Consider the following 14,381-nt stretch of genomic DNA (forward strand, 5'->3'; position numbering starts at 1 on the left):
CCGGGGGCCAAACAGCTTAGACTGTAGCCTATGCCCCCGATCCAGATTCCCGACGTGCTCGCGCCCGACCTGCTGGACCGGGTCTGGGCCCGCTTCGCGCCGTGGCCGCTCATCCGGGAATGGGACATGACCTTCGAGGAGATGGAGCCGGGAAAGGCGACCCTGCGGCTGAAGCCCAACAAGCACACCATCAACGGCCCCAGGGGCAACGTGAACGGCGGCGTGCTGGCCACGGTGGCGGACATGACCGCGGCCCTGGCCCTCTGCACGGTCTTCGATGGGCTCATGCCCTTCGCCACGCAGGACCTGCACATCCGGTATCTCGAGCCCGCCAAGGGCGAGGTCATCGGAAAGGCGGAAGTGGTGCGCCTCTCCAAACGCGGCGCCGTGCTGGAATGCCGGCTCACCTGCGGCGGCCGCCTGGTGGCCCATTGCACGGCGCACTTCAGCATCAAACCCAACCTGCCCGGGTGAAGCTCCCTTGAGGACCGCCATGCTCCGCAGCCTCGCTCCCATGCGCCGTCTACGCGAAGCGGTGGCCTTGCTGTTCGCCGTGGGCGTATCCGGCGCCATCGGCTACCACATCCTGGCCAAGCTCGGGTGGCTGGACTCGTTCTACATGGCGATCATCACGCTCTCCACGGTGGGCTACCGGGAATTGGGAGAGGTGAACGACAGCACCAAACTCTTCACGATCTTCTACCTGGTGACCGGCCTGGGCGTGGCGACCTACGCCATCTCCAACCTCACGGCCCTCATCGTGGAGGGCGATCTGCAAGGCTATCTGCGGGAGCGGCGCATGGAAAAACGGATGGAATCCCTGTCTGACCACATCATCGTCTGCGGCTTCGGCAAGATGGGGTTCCAGGCCGCCTGGGAGCTGAAGCACGCGGACATGCCGTTCGTCATCATCGAACTCGAAGAGAACAAGGGCCGCTCCAATCCGCGGTTCAACGACGCCATCATCCTCTACGGCAACGCCATGGACGAGCTGGTGCTGGAGAAGGCCGGCATCCGGAGGGCCAAGGGCCTGATCACCGCCCTCACCACCGATGCGGACAATGTGCTGGTGACGCTCACCGCGCGGCAGATGGCGCCCAAGATCCCCATCGTCGCCCGGAGCGCCAAGCTCGGCACCGAGAGCAAGCTGATGGCCGCAGGCGCCACCCACATCGTGAGCCCCTACGAGATCGGCGGCCGGCGCATGGCGGCCCTGCTGCTGAATCCCGACATGATGAATTTCTTCGATGTGGTGCTGCACCAGGACCAGCTCGAGCTGGGCATGGAACGGATCCACGTCCATCAAACATCCATGCTCGTTGGGCAGACCATGCGCGACATGCGCCTCCGGGACAGCACCGGAGCCTTGATCGTAGGGATCAACCGCATCGGCTCAGGCCTGCGTTTCAATCCCAAGGGCGAAGAGACCTTCCAGGCAGGCGATGACATCCTGGCCCTGGGCCCCAGCAATGCGCTGGAAGCCTTGATGAAGCTGGCAGGCGGGGAATGAAAGCCTAAGAATGGCCTTCGAGCTGGTGGCCTGCGCCGGCCATCAATACGAGGCAGGGGCCTTTTTCTCGGTCCTTTCGATGACTTTATGCGGCAGCCGCGGCGCCATGTCCGCCAGGCCCAGCGCGGTCACGGCCATGGCGGCGGCGCCCTCCGCGAGGGCTTCGGGCTTCACGTGCTCGAGGGTGTCCGCCTGGCTGTGGTGGGTCGTCGTGAAATAGTCCTCATTGTCCTGGATGCCGAAGAAGGCCGGGACGCCTTCCGCCAGGAACGGTGCGTGGTCGCTGTCCTCACTGGATTCCAAAGGCAGCTCCCGCACGCCCATTTCGTTGAGGGGCGCGATGGCCTGGGCCATGAACGGCCGCAGGTCCTCCCGGCCTTCCATGGCGAAGCCCCGGACCCGGCCGGTGCCGAGGTCATTGATGAGCACCGCCTGGATGTCCTTGAGTTCACCCGCATGCGCCTTCACGTAAGCCTTGCTGCCGAAAATCCCCTGCTCTTCCCCGCTGAACAGCACCACGCGGATGGTTCTCCTCGGTTTCACCCCGGCGGCCTGGATGGCGCGCAGGGCTTCGAGTACAGCCACGCTGCCGGTGCCGTTGTCCGTGGCGCCGGTGCCGAGATCCCAGCTGTCCAGGTGGGCCCCCAGGATCACGACTTCCTCGGGCTTCTCGGCACCGCGGATCTCGCCGATGGAATTGTAGGCCTGCACCGGTTTCTCCGAGGCCGTGCCGCCGAGGTTCAGTTCCAGCTCCAGGCTGCCGTGCTTTTCCATCAGCCGCTTCAAGGTGTTCACATGCTCCCGGTTCACGAAGGCCGCGGGGACGTTGGGCAGGAAGCGGCCGCCCCTGGGCGAGCCGGTCATGGTGAGGAATCCGCCCTCCTTCTCCGACCCCATGAGAAAAGCCGCGATGCCTTCGGTGCGGACCGCGCCGAAGAGCTTCATCATCTTCTCGCGGCGGCCCTTGGGGTCCCCTTCGGCTTTGGGGAAGGAACCCATCAACACGATCTTGCCCTTCAGGTGCCCGATGAGTCCCAGCATCTCATCCAGGGTCCTGCCGCCCAGCAGCACCAGGCCGCCTTTGAGCGGGCCGCGGGTGGCAGGACTCCAGGCCATCTGCGCCACCTGCAGGTTCATGCCGTTGTGGCCGATGATGCGCGCGGTTTCCACCCCGCGGGTCCACCGGGGCCCGAAGTCGTAGGCTTCGCGGTGCACGTTCGCAAGGCCATAGGCCTTCATCCGCCCCTCCATCCACTCATGGGCTTTCTCCAGCCGTTCCGAGCCGGTGAGCCGCGGGCCGATCTCGTCGCAGAGGTACTGCAGATTAGCTATCGCCTGCCCGTGGTCCCTGATCTCCGCCATGACCTTCGCCGCCGGGGTGGTGGCCGCGGCCGCCACGTATTCCGCGCCTTCGCGGGTGGGTTTGCCGCGTTCCGCGACGGGAGCTGGAGCCTGCGCGAGCAGCGCCACGGAAGCGACAAGGACGAAGAACAGACGGTGCATCGGCGACTCCTGGAAAATGGAACCTCATCTTACGAGGAAAGTCCTGTTTCCGCGAAACGGATTAGAATGGTTGTCTCAACTCAAGAGGTCCTCCTTGCGCATCGGCATCATCGGATTCGGCCGCTTCGGAGCGGCTTTGGCGGGGCTGCTCCGCGAGGCCGGCACGCCAGTGCGGGCCTGGGACCCGGCTGCCCCGGTGCCGGGGGAATTCCGGGTGGAGAGCTCTGCGGCCCTGGCTCGGTGGGCCGATTTCATCGTGCTGGCGGTGCCCATCCCGAGAACCGAGGCGGTGCTCCTGGGACTACGGCCTTATTTGGAGTCACGACATATCGTGATCGACGTGGGGAGCGTGAAGACCGTCCCCTGCGCCGTGCTAGACCGGCTACTCGGCGACGACGTGCCCCATGCCGGCACCCATCCTCTCTTCGGCCCCCTGAGCCTGGCCCGGGCGGACCCGCTCCAGACCGTGATCTGCCCCAGCCCACGCCATCCCCAAGCCGCCAAGCGCGTGCGGGATTTCTTTGAGAATCTGGGCAGCGGCGTCATCGAGTCCACGCCCGAAGCCCATGACCGCGTCATGGCGCATACCCATGCCACGGCTTTCTTCCTTGCCAAGGGCCTGCTGGACATGGGCGTGGAGGAGGTTCCCTTCGCGCCGGCCTCTTTCCGCGCCCTGGCTGCGGTGATCGAAACCGTGCGGGCGGACGCGGGCCACCTTTTCCTGGCCATCCAGAACGAGAACCCCTATGCCTCCGAGGCCCGCGCACAGCTCATCTCGGCGCTCCAGGGCATCCACCAACGCCTGGAGGCGCCCCAGGACCAGAGCCAACCCACGGCCATGGACCTGCCGGATCTCGGGGCAGCCTCCCCGGCCCTGCGGGAGGTGCGCGAGGTCATCGATGCCATCGACCAGGAGATCGTGGAAACGCTGCGCCGGCGCAGCCAGCTCAGCGCCCGTGCCGGGGAAGCCAAGCGCCTTCTGGGTGCCCCCGTGCAGGACCCCCTGCGGGAGGCCGAGTTACTGAAGACGCGCCGGACTTGGGCGGCTCAGGCCGGGTTGGATGCCGATGAAGTCGAAGCCTTCTTCAAAGCCATCCTGCATATGAGCCGGCGAACGCAGGGGCATGGCCCGATGTGAGGGGGAGTTTGTGGGAGTCGAATAAGTTGAAAAGTCGAAGAGTCGAAGAGTCGAAGAGTTGAGGAGTTGAGTATCAACGGAGGTAGCAAGAATCTCGACTTCTCTAACTTTTTAACTTTTCAACTTTTCGACTTTTCAACTCCAAGATCAAGCGCCGAAGCGCTTGGAGACTTCGCTCCACTTGATGTTCTCGACAAACGCGTCCAGGTACTTCGCTCTTGCGATGCCGTAATCGACCATGAACGCGTGCTCCCAGCTGTCCAGCACCACCAGCAGGTCCTGCTCGATGGGCAGGCCCAGGTGGTGCTCGGCGATGAAGTAGGTGTGCAGTTTCCCGTCGCGGCGGTTGCGGGTCAGCAGCGCCCAGCCGGGACCGCTCATGGCGCAGGCCTTGAGGTCGGCGATGACCTTGTCCTTGCCGCCGAAAGCGTCCAAGGCCGTCTGCAGCCCGGCGCTGATGGTGGCGTCGGCGCCCAGGTTCTCGAAGTACAGCTCGTGCAGGAAGGAGCCGTTGAAGGCCACGGCCTCGCGGCGCTTCAGCTCCGTGTACTCGTTGAAGGAGTAGTTGGGCTTGGTGTTGTCGGCGGCGGCCAGCTTCTCTTCGATCTCGTTCAGCTTGGCGATGTAGCCCTTGTAGAGCGTGAAGTGCTGGTCCAGCTGGGCGTCCGAGAGGCCCTTGACGGCGCCTCCCTTCAGGTGGTCATAGGATTTGGCGGTATAAGCCATGGAATTCTCCTGGAAATGCGCGGTTGCGCGGGATTCGGATGAACGCGCCGGGGCGCGGTCCAACAGTGTAGGGAAAAAACGCCTTCCTTCAAACCCGGAAGCGGCCTGCGATGGCCTGGACCGCCGCTCCGTCCGCTCCGGCGTTTCGGTTGAAGAAACCTTCATCGCGGTATCCCGCGAAAAGCCGGAACGGCTTCCGGACTCCAGATCCCAGAACCTGGGTGGCGAGGCCATGCAATGGCCCGATCCCCTATACTGTCGATATTCCGGTAAAGATATCGGTATTGAACGATATTTCGTTCTTGATGGGTGGATGGTGCAGCCCGCTGATTTCCACCTCGCGGTTGCCCAGGACCCGGGCCCGGCGCCCGAGCGAAGTCCAGTCGTTCAACCGAGCATCTCCCGCAGGAACCAGGCTTCCTTCTGGTGGACCTGCACAAAGCGGGTCAGGAGGTCGGCGGTGCCCGGGTCATTTTCCCGGGAGGCCAGGTCGATGCCTTCATGCAGGAGGCCGATGGCTTTTTCCTCCGAGGCCAGGGCCTCGGCGAGCATCGCCCCGGGATCCAGGTGTTTCTTGGGATTGCTGGGCTTCACGGAGCTCTGGGACTCCATCTGGGAGGGCGCGTGGATAGGCGTCCCGCCCAGGATCCGGATGCGTTCGCCCAACTCGTCGATGGTGCCCTCCACGGCCCCGTGCAGGTCGTCGAAACGCAGGTGGTAGTCGCGGAAATGAGGTCCCGAGACCATCCAGTGGTAGCGCTTGGCGTTGAAGCCGATGATCCAGGCGGTGGCCAACTGGGCGTTGAGGTGGTGGATGAGGCTTTGGCTCATGGAAACTCCCTGGAAATGGGTGGTCATCTTATCGGGCCTGGAAGAATGCCGGCTCAAGGGAGCCAGCCTGCCCAGGACCCGGCGGGTTCGAAGCGCCCCGACAGGGCCCCATGGACTGACACCAGGGCCACCGGGAGATCATCAGGGGGAATCTGGTAACGCAATGCCAGCACCGCCGGAAGCCGGTCCCCCGGACCTGCGGCGCCTCGGTCCACAGCCGGCGTCACAAAGGCGCCGGACCGCAGTTCAAGAGTCAGTTGTTCCGGAAACCCGCGGAGTGCTTCCAGCTTCTGGTCGCGCTCCGCCACGGGCAGTCCGAAGAGGAGGCTGGCGGCGAGGGAAAGCTCGCCAGATTCACGGCGGGGCGCGAGAACGGAAAACGAAGCCCGGACTTCCGCTTCCTCTGCGGCATCAATGGAGCCAAGGGTCTTGCCCTCGGCCCAGAGGGTCTCCACCACCTGGTCTTCGACGCTCTCCTGGGTCTCCGGCTGGAAGACGATGCCTGGGGCCAATTCCAGGCGCAGGCTCAACGCGCGTTCGAGCAACGGCTCGCGGGCCAGATACCGGGCTTGTTCGGCGGCCACGTCGAAAAAGGCGCTCATCGCGCCGCCACGCCCTGCTCCAGCTTCGCCAGCGCAGCCTGGAAGCGACCCGCGTGGAAGCGCTCCACCTTGGCCAGGGTCTCGAACCATGCAGCGATGTCCGCGAAGCCTTCTTCCCGGGCCTTGCGGGCGAAATCCGGATACATGTCCGTGTATTCGTAGGTTTCTCCGGCCACGGCCGAGGCGAGGTTGGTTCTGGTGTCGCCAAGAGGCAGGCCCGTCGCGGGGTCGCCGGCTTTTTCGGCCAAGAACATCAGGTGCTTGAGCGCGTGGCCCGTCTCTCCGTCTGCGCTGTGCTTGAAGAGTTCGGCGGTTTCGGGAAGCCCCTCCTTCTCCGCCACGGCGGCCATCCAGGTGTAGCGCCGGTTCGCCTGGCTCTCGCCCGCGAACGCGGCCTTCAGGTTTTCATGGGTCTGGGATGCGGCAAAGTCCATCGTGATTCCTTTCATGGCCCGCTCCATGCGGGCCCTCGGTAAAGGCCAGGACCATGCCAGACGCGGCAACCCTTGCAAAGGCTCAGTTCCGCCTCCCCGCCCCGCCGCGTTTCAGAAAAGTTCGTGACCAGCCGTTGAAACTACTCTCGAAATACCGAGAATAGAAATGGAGGTGCCCATGCTGCCGGCCAGATCGAAAGACCCCCTCGAAGCCGCGCTCACGGGCGCCCGGATCGTGGAGGAGGTCGGCGACCTGCTGACCCTCGGCGACGACCCGGAGGCCCTGGTGCAGCGGGCCTTCCAGCGCCTCGGCCAGTTGGTTCCGTTCGATCTGGCCACGGTGCTGCTGCGGGAGAAAGACCACCTGGAGGTGCGCTACGCCCTGGGACCCATGGTGGCGCCCGGCCTCGTGGGCTCCCGCATCGCCATCCACGGCAATCCAAGGCTGGTGACCGCCCTGAAAAGCCGCCATGCCAAAAGCTTCGAGGAGCAGGACCCGGGCGAGGACACCTTCCACGGCATCCTGGAGTTCCCCGACAGCCACAGTTGCCTCGTGGCGCCCCTCCGCGCCAGCGGGGAGGTCTTCGGCCTCATGACCCTGGATGCCCTGGTCTGCCGCCAGTATCCCGAAAGCGTGGAGCGCCATGTCTCCACCTTCGCCAGCCTGCTGGCCCTGGCGCTCAAGCAGGCCGAACACCTCAAACTGCTTTCGGAGCAGCAGCGGCGGTTGGCGGACGAGGTGGAATTCTTCCGCGCGGAATCCATGCGGGGCGTCATGGCCGAGCCGCTGCGGGCCGACAGCCCCGCCATGCGGGTGGTGGTGGACCAGCTCCGGCAGGTGGCTTCCGCCAACACGACGGTCCTGCTCTCCGGCGAGACCGGCACAGGCAAGGAAAAAGTGGCCCAGACCCTCCATCACCTCTCGCCCCGGCGCGAGCGCCCCTTCATCAAGGTGAACTGCGGCGCCCTGCCGGGCAGCCTCATCGAGAGCGAGCTCTTCGGCCACGTGCGCGGCGCCTTCACCGGGGCGAACGCCGCCCGCAAAGGCCGCTTCGAACTGGCGGACGGGGGCACCCTCTTCCTCGATGAGATCGGCGAATTGCCGCTGGACCTGCAACCAAGGCTGCTGCGGGTCCTCCAGGAGAAGGAGATCGATCCGGTGGGCTCGGAGAAGCCTCGGAAAGTCGATGTGCGCCTGGTCGCCGCCACCAACCGCGACCTGGCCGGGATGGTCGGCCAGGGCTCCTTCCGTGAAGATCTCTACTACCGGCTCAATGTGTTTCCCATCCACCTGCCTCCGCTTCGGGAAAGGCCACAGGACATCCGCTCCCTGGCGGAAGGCTTCCTGGACCGGTTCAGCAAGGAAAACCGGCGGCCCGCCCTGCGCCTGGCGAAGGAAGCCCTGAAACAGCTCGAACGCTATGCATGGCCGGGCAACGTGAGGGAACTGTTCAATGTCCTGGAACGCTCGGCCATCCTCACGGCCGGCCGCGAACTCAAGCTGGAGGCCACGCTGCTGGACGGCCGTCCCGCCAAAGCGCCCCAAAGCTGGGAGCAGCAGGAGCGGCGCTACTTCGAGGATCTGCTGCGGGCCACCAAAGGCAAGATCACCGGCGAGGCCGGCGCCGCCACGTTGGCCGGCTTGGCCCCCAGCACGCTCATCTCCAGGTTGGAAAAGCTGGGCATGAAGCCCGCTGAATTCAGAAGGTAGGCCGGCCGCTCAGGAAATCCACCGGGCGATGCCGAAGGCGGCGGCGGCGGCGGCACCACCCACCAGCACCGTCTGGAGGCCGCTTCGCAGGACCGGCACTCCCGTAAAGTGGCCTTTCACGCTGCCGAACAGGGCCAGGGCCGCAAGCGTGATGACCACCGACAGTTTCAAGGCGCTCTGCGCATCGGCCGCGAAAAAGTAAGCGCTCAAGGGGATGAATCCGCCTGCGATGTAGGCCGTCGCGATGGTGAGCGCGCTCTTCCAGGACCGCCCGGGCACCGGAGCTTCAAGGCCCAACTCGAACCGCATCATGAACCGCACCCAGTCATCGGGACGCTTGCGGAGGGACTCTTCGACGCCGGCGCTTTCCTCAGGCGCGATTCCGTAGGACTCGAAAATATCCCGCACTTCCTGGGCCTCGGTGTCCGGCACCGTGGCGATTTCAAACTCCTCCCGGCGCTGTTCGTGGATGTAGTGTTCCGCATCGCCCCTGGCGGCCAGATAGCCTCCCAGCCCCATGGCGATGGAACCGGCGGCGATCTCGGCCAGCCCGGCGGTGACGATGAGATGCGTCTGGGAGATGGCGCCCGTCAGGCCCGCCGCCAGCGCGAACGGCACCGTCAGGCCGTCGGACATGCCGATGACCACATCCCGCACCGCGGCTCCGGCGGTGAAGTGCTTTTCCAGGTGGGGTGTCGAGGGCATCAATCCGCCAATAAAAAACAAATCGCCCAGGCAAGGCTGCTTCCCAAAGGTAGACCAAGCGATCCCAGGCAGAAACCTGGTGTCCATCCCTGCGCTGGAATGCATCCGAAAGCGGTCTTTCAAAAAAAAACAGGCCTCCGTCGAACCTAGCGCCAGGCCGCGAGGATGATCCCGGCGAGGACGAACGAAACCAGGTTGAAGGCCGAATCAATCAACCAGAGCTGCCGTGGTTTCTGGGAAAAGATGGCTGTGGCATAGCTCGTAGCGGCTGCGAAACCGGCCCAGCAGAGCACGCCCACCAGCGCAGCCCTCAGGAAGGTGAGGTTCACGAAATGGTTGAGGATGACCGCCATGGCCCAGGCCTGGACCACCCCGGTGATGAAGGCTTGGACATAGAGCGCCGGCATCGAGCCCTGGCTCTTGGCCTTCAGTTCCTCCTCGGTGACCCCCTGCAGCGACATCCACGGTTTCGCGAACAGCGCCGGCGAGTACCAGAGGCCTCCAAGGATGAAAATGGCGAGGCCGCTGGCGAGCACCGCGAGGTAGTTGACTTGAGGGAAGGCCATTGGATTCTCCTGTCGATGGAACCTCCGGCGCCGGAGGCGTCCGAGGTGGATGAGTGGGTGGGCGCCCCGATGCTCCCACCCTTGGGCCGCTCTGGCAATCCTGAACCGCCGGTCGAACCGCGAGTATCTCCTAGATCAAGCGCTTCTGGCCCTTGGGGTGGGTCATCACCACATGGCGCACCCGCTCGATCCAGGCGGGACGCGCGCCCGGATCGAGGCGCTCGTGCGGCAGGTTCCGTTCCGCCAGCAGCCGGTCCACCATCTCGTCCACCGCCTTGGCGAAAAAGGCATCCGTGTCCCGCACGCCGTCCTCGGAGAGCTGGCCGGAAAAGGGGACCTTGAAAAGCAGGTCGTAGCTCTTCATCCAATGGTGCATGAACCGCTCGATGGGGAGCTGCCGGCCGAAGGCCAGCACCATGTAGGCGTAGTTGTCGAGCACGCTGCGGTCGCAGACCACGACGTCGTGCTGGCTGCCGGAGCGGATCTCCTCGGCCATCTGTGTGGTGAAGATCCAGGTCTGCGCTTCCATCGAAGTCTTCTGGTTGATGGGAAGGGGCGATAGGCGGGCCACCTCCTTCACGATGTCCACATGGACGCTGTCCCGCTTGAGGGCGGCGGCGAGCTCGTAGCAGAGCGTCGTCTTGCCCACGCCGTGGGTTCCGATGAATGCCACTTTCATGAAAGCCCCCGCAATGGACGAGGGGTCAGCGCGCGACGCATTTCAAAGACTCCGCCTCAGGACCATTTCACCAAAATGCGAAACATGGAAGCAATCGGCGGCCCTTTCCCGGATCATGTCGTGCTCGACGAGATACTTCAGATCCGCCGGGGAGGCTCCCATGGCGGAGAGGAGCACCGCCCTCGGCGCGCCGGGATTCCTGGCGATGTGCTGAAGGATGCCCAATTGCTTCGCGGTGATGGGTTCAGCCATGGTTCATCCTCTGGTTCGCGACCTTGCGCCCTGCACCAGCATGACTGGTTTTCGCAGCAGCCCGCCGGCCGGGGCATCAGCCGGTCCCGGGCACGCCGTCGAAGAAATCCACGGTACCGGTCTCCAGCGAATACTCGGCGCCCACGATGAGCAGCCCGTCTTCCTGGACCAGTTGCTCGAGGACTTCAGATCCATGCCGCAGATGGTTCGCCGAAACCCGGATGTTCGCGCGGACCGCCTGCCGCACCAGCGCTTCCGGATCGTCCCTCAGTCCCGTCTCGAGCAAGGCTTCCACGGAGGGACGGACGCGGTCGACGATGGAACGGAGGTTCCGCGATTGATTGCCCGACGGCTGCTGGAGCTCCTCCAGGGTGGCCAGGATGGCCCCGCACTGGGAGTGCCCCAGCACCACCACCAGACGCGTGCCGTACCGGGCCGCGGCGAACTCGACGCTGCCGACCTGCGAGGCGGCCACGATGTTTCCGGCCACACGGATGACGAACAGATCCCCCAGGCCCTGGTCGAAGACGATCTCCGCCGGCACCCGCGAATCGGAACAACCCAGGATGATGGCGAACGGCTCCTGCCCAGCGGCCAATTCGACCCGCCGCGTCTGGCCCGTGGGATTGTCGCGGTTCCGGACGTCGGCCACGAAGCGGCGGTTCCCCTCCCGGAGACGTTCGAGCGCTACCTGGGCTGGAATCATCGGTCAACCATGCCTGTCCACTTGAACACGGATGTTCATTTTCCCCTGCATTCCCGATACAGCAGCAGCGAAAGCGCTCCGCAGAACAAGAAGGCGGCCAGGCTCATCCATTGAGGAACATGGAAATCGCCGATCTGGATTCCCAGGCCGAAAATGACCCGGGCGAGGTGGGCCAGGGAGACGATCCCGAGAAACGCCACCGAGAGGGATGATCCTGCTTTCATGGGTCCTCCAGAAGATTTGGCATTGCGGTGCGCGGTGGGCTTCAAGGGGCGCCGCCGGACGGGCCGGGCGCACCCCTAGCGGGCCAGAAGCGATTGCTCGAAGCGCGCCAGCTCGATGGGCGCGCGGCTGTGCGTGCCTTTCCCGATGAGGTTTACACCATCGTGCGCCTCGACGTCGAAGGCGATCAGCTTGTCGCCCACCGCGGTGACCCTGGCCCGAGCCGTCACGGTCCTGCCGACCGGGGTGGGGGCCAGATGGCGGATGTTGACCTCCACCCCGACCGACACCCACCCGGCGGGGAGGCTGGCCTGGATGGCCTGGCCGGCGGCCACTTCCATCAGGTAGATCATGAACGGCGTGCCATAGACCTCCGGCATGTGCGGGTGGAAGTGCCGGACGGTCACCTCGGGCGTGACCACCACGCTGGCCTCTCCTTCGGCACCGATGACGGCGGGCGTGATTGGAGCCATGGTTCAATCCTGCGGAATCGGCAGATGGTGCTGCCGGAGGAAAGTCAGCTTGTCCCAGTAGCCCCGCTGGAAGACGATCTGCCCGTCCAGGATATGGAAGAACCCGCATCCCCTGAGGCCCAGCGGATCCCGCCATTCCAGGATGGCCCAGTCCCCGTCTTCGAAGATGTTCTCCACGATGCAGACCATCTTGGCCGAGGCGAAACCGGTATCGAACATCCGGCGGATCGCAGCGCGGCCCTCGACCGGCAGCTCGGCCACCTGGTGATTGATGGCCGTTTCCGAATAGAAGGAGGCAAGAGCCGCGGCATCGGCGCGGTTGAAGGCCTCCACCCAGGCTGCAACGAGTTCTTTCGGTTTCATGCGGGACGTTTCCTGTGTTGCGGGCCAGATGGTTGATCCGGGCGCGGGGCCGGAATCCGGCTCCCATGGGTTACCTGGAATGAAAGTCTGGGCCCTATCCTCCGGCCGCGCGAACGAAAATGGAAATAAAGCGCTGGTCCCGGCTAGTTCGAACCGGAAAGCGCGCTGATGGCGATGGGGCCGCTGCTCAGGTTGTCGCCGGAGAGGATGCGCCTGAGATAGCCCGCTTGGCCGAGGTGGTGCGCGAGATGGGTGTTCAGGTGCAGCAGGAACATCCCCGTGGGCACCTGGAAGCCGCCGAGGCGCTCGGGGTAGTCGGCGGCCAAGGATTGCTCCGCAAGGGTGGACAAGACGGAATCGACCGCTGCGATCGTCTTTTGGAGTTCGGCTGAGAGCGAGGCGCGGGAAACGCCCCGGAGGCTGAATTCCAGCTCCCGGTTCCGCACATAGCCGGTGCCGCCCAGCACGGCCCCCACGAAATGCTGTAGGTTCCCGCAGACATGGAGGACCAAGCTGCCCACAGGATTCGACACGCCGGGAACGGTCTTCCAGATCAGGGATTCATCCTGGAACAGGTCCAATTCCTTGGAGAAGGAGGCCAGCTCGCGCGTCATCAGCAATCGGATCCAGTTCGTTTCCACGGGGACGGTCTCCTTTGGGGGGCTGCTCCATGATAGAACGCGGAATGGACGGGACCCGGTTTTCAGGAAACGTCGAAGATCGTGCCGCCTTCGGCCGCGGCGGCCTCCAGCCGTCGGAGCCAGGCCTCGTCCCGGCGGCGCTTCCTGAAGTAGGCGATGAAGGTCCAGACCGCCACGGCCAGGCAAAGCAGGGCCAGGCCGATGGCGCCGTAGCGGACCCCCTCCTGGTTGGGAATGCCCGGGGGCAGGAAGGCCGCCGCGCACCCCGCCAGCAGGCTCGCGACAAGGCTGATCCTGCCCCGTTTCATGAGGGGCGACAGATCCTTCGCAACCATGGCCCGGCGGAGGTCCCCCAGGAAATCCAACTGCTCATCGCGGTTGAGGGCGCCCCGGGAGCGTTCCATGTCCAGTTTTTCCAGGGCCTGGCTCAACTCCCCGGAATAGTCATCGAGCAGTGAAACCCTCTCGCGCAGCGTCATCGTGGACCTCGAAGCCAGGGCAAGGATGGACGCTCCCCGGTGCCCGGGATTCCACCCTGCATCCAAAAGCTAGTCCTCTTTGAAGGGTATTCCGTCACATTTCAGATTTTGGGCATGGCCCCGGCGGCAGGGGCTCCGGCGAGGAATGCCGAGGGGTCCCGGTTGATCTCCTCCGCGCGCTTCTCCAGGCGCGGCCCCATGGTGGCCTCCGGCACCGTTTTGCCATCCGCCGTGGCCACCTGGGCGGGCTTCTTCACCGTGATGAACCTCGGCTTCAGCGTTTAGAGTCGATCCGGTATTCGCTTTGAACCAATCCGGATGGAAAGGACCGGGTCGCGACATGGACGAGCCGCACATCCTGGGGCAGGCTCCCGAAGAGCGGAACCCCATCGCCGATGAGCACGGGCACACGGGTGATGATCAGGCGGTCGATGAGGCCGGCCCGGAGGAACCGCTGGATCGTGATCCCGCCGTCGATGTAGAGGTGCCGTGCGCCGCTCTCGGCGAGTTTCGAGACGATATCCGCGGGAGACCCGGCCATCTGCTCCACCACAGCCCCATGGGCTTTGGAGAGATCCAGTGGCCGGCTGCCCAGCACCACCACGCGCTTGCGGCCATAGGGCCAGGTCTCGAAAGCCAGCACCGTCTCGAAGGTCTTCCGGCCGATCACGAGTGCATCAACGCTTGCGAAAAACTCGTTGTAGCCATGGGGTTCTCCGCCGCCCTCCGGCAACCAGTCGAGGCCGCCGTTGACCCGCGCGATGAATCCGTCGAGGCTCGTGCCGATGAACACTGAGACCATCATCGCAAACCCTCCGCAGGCAGCCGCAACGAGGCTAT

21 protein-coding genes are annotated in these 14,381 nt (G+C 64.8%); 4 read left to right on the forward strand and 17 right to left on the reverse strand.

Translation table 11 applies throughout. The features are described 5' to 3' along the window. The first annotated feature begins 30 nt into the window (after positions 1 to 30). The gene (locus IPQ13_04050; protein ID MBL0210077.1) at positions 31 to 474 is read left to right on the forward strand and encodes a PaaI family thioesterase; all 444 of its coding nucleotides are present in this window, start codon (positions 31 to 33) and stop codon (positions 472 to 474) included. 19 nt (positions 475 to 493) lie between these two features. After that, positions 494 to 1,510 carry a potassium channel protein gene (locus IPQ13_04055; GenBank protein MBL0210078.1) on the forward strand — a complete coding sequence of 339 codons (1,017 nt, stop codon included), beginning with the start codon at positions 494 to 496 and terminating at the stop codon, positions 1,508 to 1,510. A 42-nt stretch (positions 1,511 to 1,552) separates the two neighbouring features. Here IPQ13_04055 and IPQ13_04060 read toward each other — a convergent pair whose 3' ends face one another. Then, complete coding sequence (locus IPQ13_04060) at positions 1,553 to 3,013, reverse strand: M20/M25/M40 family metallo-hydrolase (protein ID MBL0210079.1); 1,461 nt, start codon at positions 3,011 to 3,013, stop codon at positions 1,553 to 1,555. Between the two features lie 16 nt (positions 3,014 to 3,029). On the opposite strand from IPQ13_04060, the gene IPQ13_04065 reads away from it, so the two are divergent. Then, the gene (locus IPQ13_04065) at positions 3,030 to 4,151 is read left to right on the forward strand and encodes a prephenate dehydrogenase/arogenate dehydrogenase family protein (GenBank protein ID MBL0210080.1); all 1,122 of its coding nucleotides are present in this window, start codon (positions 3,030 to 3,032) and stop codon (positions 4,149 to 4,151) included. 147 nt (positions 4,152 to 4,298) lie between these two features. On the opposite strand, the gene IPQ13_04070 is transcribed toward IPQ13_04065, so the two are convergent. From IPQ13_04070 to IPQ13_04085, 4 genes are all read right to left on the reverse strand, one after another. Further along, positions 4,299 to 4,877, reverse strand: a complete 579-nt coding sequence (locus IPQ13_04070; protein ID MBL0210081.1) for a hypothetical protein — start codon at positions 4,875 to 4,877, stop codon at positions 4,299 to 4,301. A 387-nt stretch (positions 4,878 to 5,264) separates the two neighbouring features. Then, the gene (locus tag IPQ13_04075; protein MBL0210082.1) at positions 5,265 to 5,708 is read right to left on the reverse strand and encodes a DNA starvation/stationary phase protection protein; all 444 of its coding nucleotides are present in this window, start codon (positions 5,706 to 5,708) and stop codon (positions 5,265 to 5,267) included. 53 nt (positions 5,709 to 5,761) lie between these two features. Then, positions 5,762 to 6,310 (reverse strand): hypothetical protein, encoded by a 549-nt coding sequence (locus IPQ13_04080; GenBank protein ID MBL0210083.1) that lies wholly within the window; start codon positions 6,308 to 6,310, stop codon positions 5,762 to 5,764. Further along, the gene (locus tag IPQ13_04085; GenBank protein MBL0210084.1) at positions 6,307 to 6,744 is read right to left on the reverse strand and encodes a rubrerythrin; all 438 of its coding nucleotides are present in this window, start codon (positions 6,742 to 6,744) and stop codon (positions 6,307 to 6,309) included. Before IPQ13_04085 ends, IPQ13_04080 begins: the two co-directional genes overlap by 4 nt. 178 nt (positions 6,745 to 6,922) lie before the next feature. Here IPQ13_04085 and IPQ13_04090 point away from each other — a divergent pair, with 178 nt between their 5' ends. After that, entirely contained in the window at positions 6,923 to 8,455 is a 1,533-nt protein-coding gene (locus IPQ13_04090) for a sigma 54-interacting transcriptional regulator (protein ID MBL0210085.1), read from the forward strand. Positions 8,456 to 8,464: 9 nt separating this feature from the next. Here IPQ13_04090 and IPQ13_04095 read toward each other — a convergent pair whose 3' ends face one another. The 12 genes from IPQ13_04095 to IPQ13_04150 form a co-directional block, all read right to left on the reverse strand. Beyond that, positions 8,465 to 9,160: a VIT1/CCC1 transporter family protein gene (locus tag IPQ13_04095; protein ID MBL0210086.1), complete on the reverse strand. Its 696-nt coding sequence runs from the start codon at positions 9,158 to 9,160 to the stop codon at positions 8,465 to 8,467. Between the two features lie 146 nt (positions 9,161 to 9,306). After that, positions 9,307 to 9,726, reverse strand: coding sequence for a DUF1761 domain-containing protein (locus IPQ13_04100; protein MBL0210087.1), 420 nt, complete (start codon positions 9,724 to 9,726; stop codon positions 9,307 to 9,309). 130 nt (positions 9,727 to 9,856) lie between these two features. After that, positions 9,857 to 10,405: an ATP-binding protein gene (locus IPQ13_04105; GenBank protein MBL0210088.1), complete on the reverse strand. Its 549-nt coding sequence runs from the start codon at positions 10,403 to 10,405 to the stop codon at positions 9,857 to 9,859. Between the two features lie 42 nt (positions 10,406 to 10,447). Further along, entirely contained in the window at positions 10,448 to 10,657 is a 210-nt protein-coding gene (locus tag IPQ13_04110; protein ID MBL0210089.1) for a hypothetical protein, read from the reverse strand. 76 nt (positions 10,658 to 10,733) lie between these two features. Further along, positions 10,734 to 11,363, reverse strand: a complete 630-nt coding sequence (locus IPQ13_04115) for a carbonic anhydrase (GenBank protein ID MBL0210090.1) — start codon at positions 11,361 to 11,363, stop codon at positions 10,734 to 10,736. Between the two features lie 35 nt (positions 11,364 to 11,398). Continuing rightward, positions 11,399 to 11,587, reverse strand: coding sequence for a hypothetical protein (locus IPQ13_04120; protein MBL0210091.1), 189 nt, complete (start codon positions 11,585 to 11,587; stop codon positions 11,399 to 11,401). A 75-nt stretch (positions 11,588 to 11,662) separates the two neighbouring features. Beyond that, positions 11,663 to 12,058, reverse strand: a complete 396-nt coding sequence (locus tag IPQ13_04125; protein ID MBL0210092.1) for a thioesterase — start codon at positions 12,056 to 12,058, stop codon at positions 11,663 to 11,665. Between the two features lie 3 nt (positions 12,059 to 12,061). Continuing rightward, positions 12,062 to 12,421 (reverse strand): nuclear transport factor 2 family protein, encoded by a 360-nt coding sequence (locus IPQ13_04130; GenBank protein ID MBL0210093.1) that lies wholly within the window; start codon positions 12,419 to 12,421, stop codon positions 12,062 to 12,064. A gap of 143 nt (positions 12,422 to 12,564) precedes the next feature. Beyond that, positions 12,565 to 13,035, reverse strand: coding sequence for a DinB family protein (locus tag IPQ13_04135; GenBank protein ID MBL0210094.1), 471 nt, complete (start codon positions 13,033 to 13,035; stop codon positions 12,565 to 12,567). An 89-nt stretch (positions 13,036 to 13,124) separates the two neighbouring features. Then, positions 13,125 to 13,541 carry a hypothetical protein gene (locus IPQ13_04140; protein MBL0210095.1) on the reverse strand — a complete coding sequence of 139 codons (417 nt, stop codon included), beginning with the start codon at positions 13,539 to 13,541 and terminating at the stop codon, positions 13,125 to 13,127. A 101-nt stretch (positions 13,542 to 13,642) separates the two neighbouring features. After that, a complete protein-coding gene (locus IPQ13_04145; protein ID MBL0210096.1) occupies positions 13,643 to 13,798 on the reverse strand; it encodes a hypothetical protein in 156 nt (51 codons plus the stop codon). 17 nt (positions 13,799 to 13,815) lie between these two features. Continuing rightward, the gene (locus tag IPQ13_04150) at positions 13,816 to 14,346 is read right to left on the reverse strand and encodes a dihydrofolate reductase (protein MBL0210097.1); all 531 of its coding nucleotides are present in this window, start codon (positions 14,344 to 14,346) and stop codon (positions 13,816 to 13,818) included. Between the last annotated feature and the right edge of the window lie 35 nt (positions 14,347 to 14,381).

The organism is Holophagaceae bacterium, assembly GCA_016720465.1.
GTDB lineage: Bacteria > Acidobacteriota > Holophagae > Holophagales > Holophagaceae > JANXPB01.

Coding starts and splice junctions, on each gene's coding strand:
- IPQ13_04115 (MBL0210090.1), bottom strand. CDS start 11,363: ATGATTCCAGCCCAGGTAGCGCTCGAACGTCTCCGGGAGGGGAACCGC.
- IPQ13_04085 (MBL0210084.1), bottom strand. CDS start 6,744: ATGGACTTTGCCGCATCCCAGACCCATGAAAACCTGAAGGCCGCGTTC.
- IPQ13_04110 (MBL0210089.1), bottom strand. CDS start 10,657: ATGGCTGAACCCATCACCGCGAAGCAATTGGGCATCCTTCAGCACATC.
- IPQ13_04135 (MBL0210094.1), bottom strand. CDS start 13,035: ATGACGCGCGAGCTGGCCTCCTTCTCCAAGGAATTGGACCTGTTCCAG.
- IPQ13_04100 (MBL0210087.1), bottom strand. CDS start 9,726: ATGGCCTTCCCTCAAGTCAACTACCTCGCGGTGCTCGCCAGCGGCCTC.
- IPQ13_04125 (MBL0210092.1), bottom strand. CDS start 12,058: ATGGCTCCAATCACGCCCGCCGTCATCGGTGCCGAAGGAGAGGCCAGC.
- IPQ13_04075 (MBL0210082.1), bottom strand. CDS start 5,708: ATGAGCCAAAGCCTCATCCACCACCTCAACGCCCAGTTGGCCACCGCC.
- IPQ13_04065 (MBL0210080.1), top strand. CDS start 3,030: ATGGAACCTCATCTTACGAGGAAAGTCCTGTTTCCGCGAAACGGATTA.
- IPQ13_04090 (MBL0210085.1), top strand. CDS start 6,923: ATGCTGCCGGCCAGATCGAAAGACCCCCTCGAAGCCGCGCTCACGGGC.
- IPQ13_04140 (MBL0210095.1), bottom strand. CDS start 13,541: ATGACGCTGCGCGAGAGGGTTTCACTGCTCGATGACTATTCCGGGGAG.
- IPQ13_04060 (MBL0210079.1), bottom strand. CDS start 3,013: ATGCACCGTCTGTTCTTCGTCCTTGTCGCTTCCGTGGCGCTGCTCGCG.
- IPQ13_04050 (MBL0210077.1), top strand. CDS start 31: ATGCCCCCGATCCAGATTCCCGACGTGCTCGCGCCCGACCTGCTGGAC.
- IPQ13_04080 (MBL0210083.1), bottom strand. CDS start 6,310: ATGAGCGCCTTTTTCGACGTGGCCGCCGAACAAGCCCGGTATCTGGCC.
- IPQ13_04150 (MBL0210097.1), bottom strand. CDS start 14,346: ATGATGGTCTCAGTGTTCATCGGCACGAGCCTCGACGGATTCATCGCG.
- IPQ13_04120 (MBL0210091.1), bottom strand. CDS start 11,587: ATGAAAGCAGGATCATCCCTCTCGGTGGCGTTTCTCGGGATCGTCTCC.
- IPQ13_04055 (MBL0210078.1), top strand. CDS start 494: ATGCTCCGCAGCCTCGCTCCCATGCGCCGTCTACGCGAAGCGGTGGCC.
- IPQ13_04095 (MBL0210086.1), bottom strand. CDS start 9,160: ATGCCCTCGACACCCCACCTGGAAAAGCACTTCACCGCCGGAGCCGCG.
- IPQ13_04105 (MBL0210088.1), bottom strand. CDS start 10,405: ATGAAAGTGGCATTCATCGGAACCCACGGCGTGGGCAAGACGACGCTC.
- IPQ13_04070 (MBL0210081.1), bottom strand. CDS start 4,877: ATGGCTTATACCGCCAAATCCTATGACCACCTGAAGGGAGGCGCCGTC.
- IPQ13_04130 (MBL0210093.1), bottom strand. CDS start 12,421: ATGAAACCGAAAGAACTCGTTGCAGCCTGGGTGGAGGCCTTCAACCGC.